This is a genomic window from Streptomyces sp. NPDC028711 (genome assembly GCF_055565415.1).
The window spans coordinates 912910-924675 of sequence record NZ_JBVHUJ010000001.1 but is presented as its reverse complement, the minus strand read 5'-3'; the positions used below and the strand labels follow the sequence as shown (position 1 = coordinate 924675).

The 11766-nt window shown below is 69.6% G+C and carries 10 protein-coding genes; 9 read left to right on the top strand and 1 reads right to left on the bottom strand.

Translation table 11 applies throughout. From position 1 onward, the window contains the following. Positions 1-94 precede the first annotated feature (94 nt). From ACZ4VK_RS04105 to clpX, 3 genes are all read left to right on the top strand, one after another. Positions 95-712: an ATP-dependent Clp protease proteolytic subunit gene (locus tag ACZ4VK_RS04105; protein WP_389679192.1), complete on the top strand. Its 618-nt coding sequence runs from the start codon at positions 95-97 to the stop codon at positions 710-712. Between the two features lie 62 nt (positions 713-774). Further along, on the top strand, positions 775-1437 hold the full coding sequence (locus tag ACZ4VK_RS04100) for an ATP-dependent Clp protease proteolytic subunit (RefSeq protein WP_468348183.1): 663 nt from the start codon (positions 775-777) through the stop codon (positions 1435-1437). 155 nt (positions 1438-1592) lie between these two features. Continuing rightward, complete coding sequence (gene clpX / locus ACZ4VK_RS04095; protein ID WP_015033605.1) at positions 1593-2876, top strand: ATP-dependent Clp protease ATP-binding subunit ClpX; 1284 nt, start codon at positions 1593-1595, stop codon at positions 2874-2876. Positions 2877-2939: 63 nt separating this feature from the next. Here the strand turns inward: clpX and ACZ4VK_RS04090 are convergent, their stop codons facing one another. Beyond that, entirely contained in the window at positions 2940-3896 is a 957-nt protein-coding gene (locus ACZ4VK_RS04090; protein WP_468348181.1) for a hypothetical protein, read from the bottom strand. Between the two features lie 138 nt (positions 3897-4034). Here ACZ4VK_RS04090 and ACZ4VK_RS04085 point away from each other — a divergent pair, with 138 nt between their 5' ends. The 6 genes from ACZ4VK_RS04085 (at position 4035) to ACZ4VK_RS04060 (ending at position 11697) form a co-directional block, all read left to right on the top strand. After that, positions 4035-6656, top strand: coding sequence for a valine--tRNA ligase (locus ACZ4VK_RS04085; RefSeq protein WP_468348179.1), 2622 nt, complete (start codon positions 4035-4037; stop codon positions 6654-6656). Positions 6657-6830: 174 nt separating this feature from the next. Beyond that, positions 6831-7973 (top strand): sensor histidine kinase, encoded by a 1143-nt coding sequence (locus tag ACZ4VK_RS04080; RefSeq protein WP_468348177.1) that lies wholly within the window; start codon positions 6831-6833, stop codon positions 7971-7973. Between the two features lie 125 nt (positions 7974-8098). Beyond that, positions 8099-9601, top strand: coding sequence for a bifunctional tetrahydrofolate synthase/dihydrofolate synthase (folC, locus tag ACZ4VK_RS04075; protein WP_468348175.1), 1503 nt, complete (start codon positions 8099-8101; stop codon positions 9599-9601). Positions 9602-9606: 5 nt separating this feature from the next. Further along, on the top strand, positions 9607-9972 hold the full coding sequence (locus ACZ4VK_RS04070) for a DUF4233 domain-containing protein (protein ID WP_468348173.1): 366 nt from the start codon (positions 9607-9609) through the stop codon (positions 9970-9972). A 66-nt stretch (positions 9973-10038) separates the two neighbouring features. Beyond that, complete coding sequence (gene ndk / locus ACZ4VK_RS04065; protein ID WP_121830245.1) at positions 10039-10452, top strand: nucleoside-diphosphate kinase; 414 nt, start codon at positions 10039-10041, stop codon at positions 10450-10452. A gap of 225 nt (positions 10453-10677) precedes the next feature. Beyond that, a complete protein-coding gene (locus ACZ4VK_RS04060) occupies positions 10678-11697 on the top strand; it encodes a rod shape-determining protein (protein ID WP_215065773.1) in 1020 nt (339 codons plus the stop codon). The last annotated feature ends 69 nt before the right edge of the window (positions 11698-11766 follow it).

Genomic DNA, 11766 nt, shown 5'->3' with positions numbered 1-11766 from the left:
CTACCTGCGCGTTAGGGTCCATGAATACGAGGGCAGTGCCCTCAGAACGAGACGCTGAGACGGCCCCGGCCGTCGGAGACGAGCAGGTGGATACGTGACGAATCTGAAGCCTTACGCCGCGGGTGAGCCGTCCATCGGTGGCGGCCTCGGCGACCATGTCTACAACCGGCTGCTCGGCGAGCGCATCATCTTCCTCGGCCAGCAGGTCGACGACGAGATCGCCAACAAGATCACCGCCCAGATGCTCCTCCTGGCCGCCGACCCGGACAAGGACATCTTCCTCTACATCAACAGCCCCGGTGGCTCGGTGACGGCCGGCATGGCCATCTACGACACCATGCAGTACATCCCGAACGACGTCGTCACCATCGGCATGGGCATGGCCGCCTCCATGGGCCAGTTCCTGCTCACCGGCGGCAGCGCCGGCAAGCGCTTCGCCCTGCCGAACACCGACATCCTGATGCACCAGGGCTCCGCCGGTATCGGTGGCACCGCCTCGGACATCAAGATCCAGGCCGAGTACCTTCTCCGCACGAAGAAGCGCATGGCCGAGATCACCGCGCTGCACTCCGGCCAGACCGTCGAGGCGATCATCCGCGACGGCGACCGCGACCGCTGGTTCACCGCGGAGGAGGCCAAGGACTACGGCCTCATCGACGAGATCATCTCTGCCGCTTCGGGCGTTCCGGGCGGCGGCGGCACGGGCGCCTGAGCCCCGGCAGTCCGCTCAAGAGCCCCAGCCCACCGAACGCCACCAGGACGGTGAACACCCAGATGCAGAACAACCTCTCCGCGAGCGGCCTCTACACCGGCGCGCCGATGGACAACCGCTACGTCGTGCCGCGCTTCGTCGAGCGCACGTCGCAGGGCATCCGCGAGTACGACCCCTACGCGAAGCTGTTCGAGGAGCGCGTGATCTTCCTCGGCGTGCAGATCGACGACGCCTCCGCGAACGACGTCATGGCGCAGCTGCTGTGCCTGGAGTCGATGGACCCCGACCGCGACATCTCCATCTACATCAACAGCCCCGGTGGCTCCTTCACCGCGCTGACCGCCATCTACGACACGATGCAGTTCGTGAAGCCGGACATCCAGACGGTCTGCATGGGCCAGGCGGCCTCCGCCGCGGCCGTGCTGCTCGCCGCCGGTACGCCGGGCAAGCGGATGGCCCTGCCGAACGCCCGTGTGCTGATCCACCAGCCGTCCGGCGGCACCGGCCGTGAGCAGCTCTCCGACCTGGAGATCGCGGCCAGGGAGATCCTGCGCATGCGCACCCAGCTCGAGGACATGCTGGCCAAGCACTCCTCGACGCCGATCGAGAAGATCCGCGACGACATCGAGCGTGACAAGATCCTCACGGCCGAGGACGCGCTCGCGTACGGCCTGGTCGACCAGATCGTCTCGACCCGTAAGAGCACGTCCGCCGCGGCACAGTGACGCCGACCTTCCCCTGGCACGGTCCGCGTGGCCGAATCGCGACCATGTGAACCGTGCCAAGGGGGGCCCGAACGGGGGGCCCGGCAAGGTACCGTCGAATATGAGGCACCAGGAGTCGCTGAACCAAGCGCTCCCAGGCGAAGGGGAAGCACCTCGTGGCACGCATCGGTGATGGCGGCGACCTGCTCAAGTGCTCGTTCTGCGGAAAGAGCCAGAAGCAGGTGAAGAAGCTCATCGCGGGACCCGGTGTGTACATCTGCGACGAGTGCATCGACCTCTGCAACGAGATCATCGAGGAAGAACTCGCGGAGACGAGCGAGGTGCGCTGGGAGGAACTCCCCAAGCCCCGCGAGATCTACGAGTTCCTCGAGGGGTACGTCGTCGGGCAGGAGCCCGCGAAGAAGGCCCTGTCGGTAGCGGTGTACAACCACTACAAGCGCGTCCAGGCCGGTGAGAACGGCGGCGCGCAGGGCCGGGACGACGCGATCGAACTGGCGAAGTCCAACATCCTGCTGCTCGGCCCCACGGGCTCGGGGAAGACGCTGCTCGCGCAGACCCTGGCCCGGATGCTCAACGTCCCGTTCGCCATCGCCGACGCGACGGCGCTGACGGAGGCCGGCTATGTCGGCGAGGACGTCGAGAACATCCTGCTCAAGCTGATCCAGGCCGCCGACTACGACGTCAAGAAGGCCGAGACCGGGATCATCTACATCGACGAGATCGACAAGGTCGCCCGTAAGAGCGAAAACCCGTCGATCACGCGCGATGTGTCCGGTGAGGGCGTGCAGCAGGCCCTCCTGAAGATCCTCGAGGGCACGACGGCCTCGGTCCCCCCGCAGGGCGGACGGAAGCACCCGCACCAGGAGTTCATCCAGATCGACACGACGAACGTGCTCTTCATCGTGGGCGGCGCCTTCGCCGGCCTGGAGAAGATCATCGAGTCGCGGGCGGGCGCCAAGGGCATCGGTTTCGGAGCGACCATCCGCTCCAAGCGCGAGATCGAGGCGAGCGACCAGTTCCAGGAGGTCATGCCGGAGGACCTGGTGAAGTTCGGGATGATCCCGGAGTTCATCGGCCGTCTCCCCGTCCTCACCTCCGTCCACAACCTGGACCGCGAGGCGCTCCTCCAGATCCTGGTCGAGCCGCGGAACGCCCTGGTGAAGCAGTACCAGCGCCTCTTCGAACTCGACGGCGTGGAGCTGGACTTCGACCGCCCGGCCCTGGAGGCCATCGCCGACCAGGCGATCCTCCGCGGCACCGGCGCGCGTGGCCTGCGGGCCATCATGGAGGAGGTCCTCCAGTCGGTGATGTACGAGGTCCCGTCCCGCAAGGACGTGGCCCGGGTCGTCATCACGGCGGACGTCGTCCGCAACAACGTCAACCCGACGCTGGTCCCGCGGATCGTGAAGAACGACGGCAGGCACGAGAAGTCGGCCTGAGCCGTACGGACAGGGAAGGGGCGCCCCACCGGACCGGTGGGGCGCCCCTTCCGCGTGTGTGCGTCAGAGCTTGACGCGGACTTCCTTGCGGAGCTTGGCGGTGGTCGCGGCGGCCTCCTCGGCCGAGCCGCCCCCGCCCGTGAGCATGGTAGCCATGTCGATCGGGATGACGAGGCCCACCGTGCTGTGGTCGGCCCACACGCACATCGTCATGGTCATCGAGGGGACGCTCTTGGCGGCGTCGGCCTTGGTCTTGAGCTGCTGGCACTTCAGGACGGCGTCGCCGAGCTCGGCCGGGCTGTAGCCCTGCGGGCTGCCGACCAGCTCCGGTGCGTCGGCGTCGCTCTTGTCCTTCTCGGTCTCGACCTTGGCGGCGGCGAAGATGGAGTCGACGACCTTCTCCGGGTCGTCGACCTCGCCGTAGAGGCCGCTGAGGGAGAGCATCTTGCCCCCGAGCGGGTTGGCCGCGTCCTTCACCTCCCAGGAGGCGTCGACCTCCGTGGCGTTCGTGACGCCGTTCTTCTCGGCCTCCTTCAGGAACTCCTTGTCGGACGAACCACCCTTGCCGGGAGACTTCTTGTACTCCGTGAGCACCGTCTCCGGGGTGGTCAGCTTGTGGGGGCCGTCGTTCGCGACCGAGGCACCCCCACCGCCGCCGAACACGAAGTACGCGCCCACGCCCAGCGCCGCGACCACCGCGACCGCGGCGATGACGATGCCCGCCTTGGACTTCTTCGGGGCCGGCGGGTGGGGGACGTAGCCGCCGGGGCCCTGGGGGGCGCCGTACTGCGGCTGCTGGCCGTAGGGGCCGGGCTGCTGCTGCGGGTAGCCGTAGGGGGGCTGCTGCGGCGGGACGCCCTGCGGGGCCTGCTGGGGGTATCCGTAACCCGGCTGGGGAGCCTGCGGCTGGCCGTACGGGCCCGGCTGCTGCGGCTGCTGGCCGTACGGGCCCGGCTGGCCGTAGGGGCCGGGCTGCTGGGGCGGCTGGCCGCCGTACGGGCCGGGCTGGTTGTAGCTCATCGACAGGTTCCCCTCACAGGATGTTTATGCCTGCCGAACATCCTGACGGAACCGTCGGCGGGGAAGTGCGGCGGGGGCCACACCGTTACCGAACCAAAGCGTTTCAGGACAGGGCGGCGACACCCCTAAACTGGCCCCGTGACCGAGAACACTCAGCAGCAGACAGCGCCCACCACCGAACTGCCGACCCAGTACGCGCCGGCCGAGGTAGAGGGGCCGCTGTACGAGCGCTGGGTGGAGCGGGGGTACTTCGAGGCCGACGCGAAGAGCGAGAAGCCCGCGTACACCATCGTCATCCCGCCGCCGAACGTCACGGGCTCGCTCCACCTGGGTCACGCCTTCGAGCACACGCTGATCGACGCCCTCACCCGCCGCAAGCGCATGCAGGGCTTCGAGACGCTGTGGCAGCCCGGCATGGACCACGCCGGCATCGCCACCCAGAACGTCGTCGAGCGCGAGCTCGCCAAGGAGGGCAAGTCCCGCCACGACCTGGGCCGCGAGGCCTTCGTCGAGCGCGTCTGGGAGTGGAAGGCCGAGTCCGGCGGGCAGATCGCCGGGCAGATGCGGCGCCTCGGCGAGGGTCTGGCGTGGAGCCGGGACCGCTTCACCATGGACGAGGGCCTGTCCCGGGCCGTCCAGACCGTCTTCAAGAAGATGTTCGACGACGGTCTCATCTACCGCGCCGAGCGCATCATCAACTGGTGCCCGCGCTGTCTGACGGCCATCTCCGACATCGAGGTCGACTACCAGGACGACGACGGCGAGCTCGTCTCCATGCAGTACGGGGAGGGTGACGACACCATCGTCGTCGCCACGACCCGCGCCGAGACGATGCTCGGCGACACCGCCGTCGCCGTCCACCCCGACGACGAGCGCTACGCCCACCTGATCGGCAAGCGGATCAAGCTGCCGCTGACCGACCGGACGATCCCGGTCGTCGCCGACACGCACGTCGACCCGGAGTTCGGCACCGGCGCCGTCAAGGTGACCCCGGCACACGACCCGAACGACTTCGCCATCGGCCAGCGCCATGACCTCGAATCGATCGAGGTCCTCGACGAGCGCGGCGTGATCACCGTCCACGGCCCCTTCCAGGGTCTGGACCGCTTCGAGGCGCGCTCCGCGATCGTCGCCGCCCTGCGCGCCGAGGGCCGGATCGTCGCCGAGAAGCGTCCGTACGTCCACTCCGTCGGCCACTGCTCGCGCTGCAAGACGACGCTGGAGCCGCGTCTGTCGCTGCAGTGGTGGGTCAAGGTCGAGACCCTCGCCAAGGCCGCCGGTGACGCGGTCCGCGACGGGCAGGTGAACATCCACCCGGCCGACATGTCGCAGCGGTACTTCGACTGGGTCGACAACCTCAACGACTGGTGCATCTCGCGCCAGCTGTGGTGGGGCCACCGCATCCCCGTCTGGCACGGCCCCGACGGCGAGCTCGTCTGCGTCGGCCCCGACGAGGAGCCGCCCACGGGTGAGGGCTGGACGCAGGACACCGACGTCCTCGACACGTGGTTCTCGTCCGGCCTGTGGCCGTTCTCGACGATGGGCTGGCCGGAGAAGACCCCGGACCTGGAGAAGTTCTACCCGAACTCCGTCCTGGTCACCGGCTACGACCTCATGTTCTTCTGGGTCGCGCGGATGATGATGTTCGGCCTGTACGCGATGGACGGCCAGCCGCCGTTCCGCACGATCGCGTTCCACGGCATGGTCCGCGACGAGTTCGGCAAGAAGATGTCGAAGTCGTTCGGGAACACGGTCAACCCGCTGGACTGGATGGACAAGTACGGCTCCGACGCCCTGCGGTTCACCCTGGCCAAGGGCGCCAACCCGGGCGTCGACGTCCCGATCGGCGAGGACTGGGTCCAGGCCTCCCGCAACTTCGCCAACAAGATCTGGAACGCGACCCGTTTCGCGATGATGAACGGCGCCACGGTCGAGGGCCCGCTGCCGGACGTCTCCGAGATGACGGCGACCGACCGCTGGATCCTGTCGCGGCTGAACAAGGTCGTCGCCGAGGCGGACGCGTACTACGACGACTACCAGTTCGCCAAGCTCGCCGACGCCCTCTACCACTTCGCGTGGGACGAGGTCTTCGACTGGTACGTCGAGCTGTCCAAGACGACGTTCTTCGCGGGCGGCGAGCAGGCCAAGGTCTCGGCCCGTGTCCTCGGTGAGGTCCTCGACGTCACCCTGCGCCTGCTGCACCCGATCGTCCCGTTCGTCACCGACACCCTGTGGACCACCCTCACCGGCGGTGAGTCCCTCGTCGTCGCCGACTGGCCGAAGGACAGTGGCTTCCGCGACGAGGCCGCCGAGCGGGAGATCGAGCTCGTCAAGGAGGTCGTCACCGAGGTCCGCCGGTTCCGCTCCGACCAGGGTCTCCAGCCCGGTCAGAAGGTCCCGGCCCGCCTCGACGTGACCGGCACCGCGCTCGCCCCGCACGAGGCGGCCATCCGTCAGCTGCTGCGCCTCCAGCCGGAGGGCGAGGGCTTCTCCGTCACCGCCTCCCTGCCGGTCGCCGGCGCCACCGTCGCGCTCGACCTGTCGGGCACCATCGACGTGGCCGCCGAGCGCAAGCGCCTCGCGAAGGACCTCGCGGCAGCGGAGAAGGAGAAGGCCCAGGCGAACGGGAAGCTCGGCAACGAGGCCTTCCTCGCCAAGGCCCCGGACAACGTGGTCGACAAGATCCGTACCCGCCTCGCCAAGGCGGACGAGGACATCGCCCGCATCGAGGCCCAGCTGGCGAACCTGCCGCAGGCCTAGCACGCGGAGGGAAGGGCCCGGAACCGGTACACGGTTCCGGGCCCTTTCCGTCCCCCCCCCACGAGGGATCCCCGACGAGGGATCCCCCCCAAGAGGGACGAAGTGCCCGAAGTCACATCAGACGGGACTTCAGGTCCTCGGCGTCGGGACGAAAGACCTTGGATGATGGAAGGCATGCACCGCCTCCCCACCGTCCCCGCGCTGCGCCGTCGCGTGGACCGGTGGGCCGGCACGCCCCGCGCCCTCGACGCCGTCGCCGCGCTCAGCGCCTTCGCCCTCATGGTCCTGGACGTGCCGGGGCTCGCCCGCGCCGACAACTCCCTCACCGGCGTCACCGCGACCCTGGTCCTCGCGGCCGGAGCGGCCACCCTGGCGCTCCGGCGCCGACTGCCCTGGCTCCCGTACCTGGTGGCCCTGGCCCTGCTCGGCTGGCTGCACGAGCTGACGATGGTCCAGTTCGCCCTGTACTCCATCGGCCGCTACCGGGGGCGGCGGGCCGCCGTCGCCGCGACCCTGCTGTACGTCGGCGTGGCCTACGCGCTCTTCCACGCGACGCCCGGCCGGCCCGCCCCGCACGGCGACACCCTGAGCGACTTCCTGAGCCTGGTCGTCCCCATCGGCGTCCTCGCCGCGGGCGTCGGCATCGCCGCCTACCGGCACGACCTCGTCCGCGCCCTGGAGGCCCAGCGGGCCGAGGCCGCCGCCCGGCAGGCCGTCCAGGAGGAGCGGATCTCCGTCGGCAGGGACGTCCACGACCTGGTCGGCCGTGAGCTCACCGTCCTCGCGGTACGGGCCGAGGTCCTCGCCGTACGGGCCAGGGGAGACGCCCACCAGAAGGACTTCGAGGAGCTCGCGGACACCGCCCGGCGCGCCCACCTCATGCTCAACGAGACGATCGTGCGCCGCGCCGACCGGGACACGGCCACGCCGTGTCTCGAGGGGCTCGCCGAGCTCGCGGGGGAGACCGAGCGGATGGGCAGCCCCGTGGAACTGGCGGTCGCCGAGGAGGCCAAGGCGCTGTCGCCGCTGCGGCAGGCGGCCGTCCACCGGGTCGTCCAGGAGTGCCTGACGAACGCCGCCAAGCACGCGCCCGGCCTGCCGGTGACGGTCGCGATCACCCTGGAGGGCCCCGATCTGCGGATCGAGGTGCGCAACCCGCTGCCGAAGTCCCCGCCGGACCCGTCCCCCGTCTCGACGGGCACCGGCCTGCTCTCCATGGAGGAGCGGGTCACCAGCATGGGCGGCACGCTGAAGGCCCGCCACGAGGACGACGGCTATGTGGTGACGGCGCTGCTTCCGGCGGGCCTGGACCGCTGACGGCACTCCTTCCGACGGGGCTCGGTGCCCGCCAGGGGGATGTACGGCGGACCGAAAAGGCCCGAAAGGGGCGGGTCCGTGGTCCTGTCGGTCGTCGTGTCGGTACCCCTCCGTAGACTGGGCCTGTGAGTGAGCCGAGCGACCAGAGCGACGACCAGTTCGACGACATCGTCGACGCCGAGACCCATCGTGACCCCGACCTGGCGGTGATCGAGGCCGGCAGCCGCACCCTGCGCACGCAGGCCGGGCCGCCCCAGGGCGACCCCGTGCCGAGCCGCCCGGAGGACCCGGAGCTCGACAAGGCGCTGCGCGAGGTCGAGACCGAGCTGTCCACCCGCTGGGGCGAGACGAAACTGGAGCCCTCCGTCACCCGGATCGCGGCCCTGATGGACGTCCTCGGCGATCCGCAGCGCGCGTACCCCTCGATCCACATCACCGGCACCAACGGCAAGACGTCGACGGCCCGCATGATCGAGGCCCTGCTCGGCGCCTTCGAGCTGCGCACCGGGCGGTACACCTCGCCGCACGTGCAGACCATCACCGAGCGCATCAGCCTGGACGGCGCCCCGATCTCCGCCGAGCGGTTCATCGAGACGTACCAGGACGTCAAGCCGTACGTGGAGCTGGTCGACTCCCGCGAGGAGTACCGCCTCTCCTTCTTCGAGGTCCTCACCGGAATGGCGTACGCGGCCTTCGCCGACGCCCCGGTCGACGTGGCCGTCGTCGAGGTCGGCATGGGCGGCACCTGGGACGCGACGAACGTCATCGACGCCTCCGTCGCCGTCGTCACCCCGATCGACCTCGACCACACCGACCGGCTCGGCGGGACGACCGCCGAGATCGCCGGCGAGAAGTCCGGGATCATCAAGCAGGGCGCGACCGTGATCCTGGCCCAGCAGCCGGTGGACGCGGCGCAGGTCCTGCTCAAGAAGGCCGTCGAGGCGGACGCCACCGTCGCCCGCGAGGGCATGGAGTTCGGCATCGTCTCCCGCGAGGTCGCGGTCGGCGGCCAGCTCCTCACCCTGCGCGGCCTCGGCGGCGAGTACGACAACGTGTTCCTGCCGCTGCACGGCGCCTACCAGGCGCACAACGCGGTGGTGGCGCTCGCGGCGGTCGAGGCGTTCTTCGGCATCGGCGCCGACCACGCCAGGACCCTGGACATCGACACGGTCCGCCGGGCCTTCGCCCAGGTCGCCTCGCCCGGCCGCCTGGAGATCGTCCGCTCCTCCCCGACGGTGATCCTGGACGCCGCGCACAACCCGCACGGCGCGCGGGCGACGGCGGAGGGCGTGAGCGAGGCCTTCGGCTTCTCACGGCTCGTCGGCGTGGTCTCCACGAGCGGCGACAAGGACGCCCGGGGTCTCCTCGAGGCCTTCGAGCCGATCTTCGCGGAGGTCGTGATCACCGCGAACTCCAACCCCCGGGCCACGGACGTCGACGCGCTCGCCGCGATCGCGGTCGAGGTCTTCGGCGAGGACCGGGTCGTCGTCGAGCCGCGGCTCGACGACGCCATCGAGGCGGCCATCACCCTCGCGGAGGAAGAGGCCGAGTACGGCGGCGCGGGCGTGCTGGTGACCGGATCGATCTTCACGGTCGGCGACGCCCGGCTGCTGCTGCGAAGGGGCTGAACGGGATGCGTACGCTCTGTTCGTCGACGCTCATCGGCGAGTTCTTCGTCATCGGCTTCGCCGGGCTCGTCGCCATGAAGGACGACAGCCTCGCGATGTCCACCGTGTGGTGGGTCTGCGGTGTCGCGATGGTCTTCTCGGTGCTGCTGTGCGGGATGGTCACCCGGCCCGGCGGGGTGCAGCTCGGCTGGGCCCTGCAGATCGGCCTGGTCCTCAGCGGCTTCGTCGTCCCCACCATGTTCTTCCTCGGCGCGGTCTTCGCCGGCCTGTGGTGGGCCTCGGTGCACTACGGACGGCGGATCGACGACATCAAGGCGCGCTGGGCCGAGGCGCAGACCGCCGGGGCCTCGGCAGGGCCTGACGCTGCGTAATCGACGGGGGTCCGGGGCCTGTAGCCTCGGAGGTCCCGCACACCGCTTTTCCGAAGGAGTTCCCCCGTGAGCCAGCGCACGCTCGTCCTGCTCAAGCCCGACGCCGTCCGCCGCGGCCTGGTCGGCGAGATCATCGGCCGTATCGAGCGGAAGGCCGGCTGGACGCTGGCGGCCCTGGAGCTGCGCGAGCTGGACCAGGAGACCCTGGAGCAGCACTACGGCGAGCACAAGGGCAAGCCCTTCTACGAGCCGCTGATGGGCTTCATGTCCTCCGGTCCCGTCGTCGCGCTCGTCGTCGAGGGCGAGCGGGTCATCGAGGGCGTCCGCCAGCTGGCCGGCCCGACGGACCCGATCGCCGCCGCTCCCGGCTCCATCCGGGGCGACTTCGGCACCATCGTCCGGGAGAACCTGATCCACGCGTCCGACTCGGAGGAGTCCGCCCTCCGCGAGCTGAAGATCTTCTTCCCGGGTCTCGTCTGAACCGACCGGTACTGACCCCGCGTCAGCCGAACGCAGGACCCTGTGGGGCGACCGAAGGAATTTCGGTCGCCCCCAGGCATATGAACGCCGATCGCGGGAACGGATCGCCGCGTCCTTCCGTCACCTGTACAGAGGTGGACCACCGCGCGGTATCCGGGCGGGCGGCACTACGATGGAAAACTCCACGCCGCACCACCCTCAGCCATGGGAAACAAGGGGAACTCTATGTCGTTCATCGGCCGTGACATGGCTGTCGACCTCGGGACCGCCAACACGCTGGTGTACGTCAGGGGTCGAGGCATCGTCCTCAACGAGCCCTCCGTCGTCGCCATCAACACCAACACCGGCGGCATCCTCGCGGTCGGTTCCGAGGCGAAGAAGATGATCGGCCGGACCCCTGGCAACATCGTCGCCGTCCGGCCTCTGAAGGACGGCGTGATCGCCGACTTCGAGATCACCGAGCGGATGCTCCGCTACTTCATCCTCAAGATCCACAAGCGCCGCTACCTGGCCCGCCCCCGCGTCGTCGTCTGCGTGCCCTCCGGCATCACCGGAGTCGAGCGCCGCGCCGTCATCGAGGCCTCGACGCAGGCCGGCGCCCGCCAGGTGCACATCATCGAGGAGCCCATGGCGGCGGCCATCGGCGCGGGCCTCCCGGTCCACGAGGCCACCGGCAACATGGTCGTGGACATCGGCGGCGGCACGACCGAGGTCGCCGTCATCTCCCTCGGAGGAATCGTCACGGCACAGTCGATCCGGGTCGCCGGCGACGAGCTGGACAACGCGATCATCCAGCACATCAAGAAGGAGTACTCGCTCCTCCTCGGTGAGCGCACCGCCGAGCAGATCAAGATCACCATCGGTTCCGCGTACGACCTCGACAAGGACGAGCACACCGAGATCCGCGGCCGCGACCTCGTCTCCGGTCTCCCCAAGACCGTGGTCATCTCCGCCGCCGAGGTCCGCAAGGCCATCGAGGAGCCGGTCAACGCGATCGTCGACGCCGTGAAGACCACCCTCGACAAGTGCCCGCCGGAGCTCTCCGGTGACGTCATGGACCGCGGGATCGTTCTCACGGGTGGAGGCGCGCTGCTGCGCGGCCTCGACGAGCGTCTCCGCCGCGAGACCGGGATGCCGATCCACATCGCCGAGGACCCGCTGGACTCGGTGGCGCTCGGCTCCGGCAAGTGCGTGGAGGAGTTCGAGGCCCTGCAGCAGGTCCTGGACGCCCAGCCGCGCCGCTAGCACCACCCGTACGGCCCACCGCACAGCCGTTTCACCCGCACAGCCGAACAACCGAACCACGAGGAAAGG

What these genes read in the sequence shown, in the direction of transcription:
- ACZ4VK_RS04100 (WP_468348183.1), top strand. Translation starts at nt 775, where the DNA reads ATGCAGAACAACCTCTCCGCGAGCGGCCTCTACACCGGCGCGCCGATG.
- ACZ4VK_RS04090 (WP_468348181.1), bottom strand. Translation starts at nt 3,896, where the DNA reads ATGAGCTACAACCAGCCCGGCCCGTACGGCGGCCAGCCGCCCCAGCAG.
- ACZ4VK_RS04080 (WP_468348177.1), top strand. Translation starts at nt 6,831, where the DNA reads ATGCACCGCCTCCCCACCGTCCCCGCGCTGCGCCGTCGCGTGGACCGG.
- ACZ4VK_RS04070 (WP_468348173.1), top strand. Translation starts at nt 9,607, where the DNA reads ATGCGTACGCTCTGTTCGTCGACGCTCATCGGCGAGTTCTTCGTCATC.
- ACZ4VK_RS04060 (WP_215065773.1), top strand. Translation starts at nt 10,678, where the DNA reads ATGTCGTTCATCGGCCGTGACATGGCTGTCGACCTCGGGACCGCCAAC.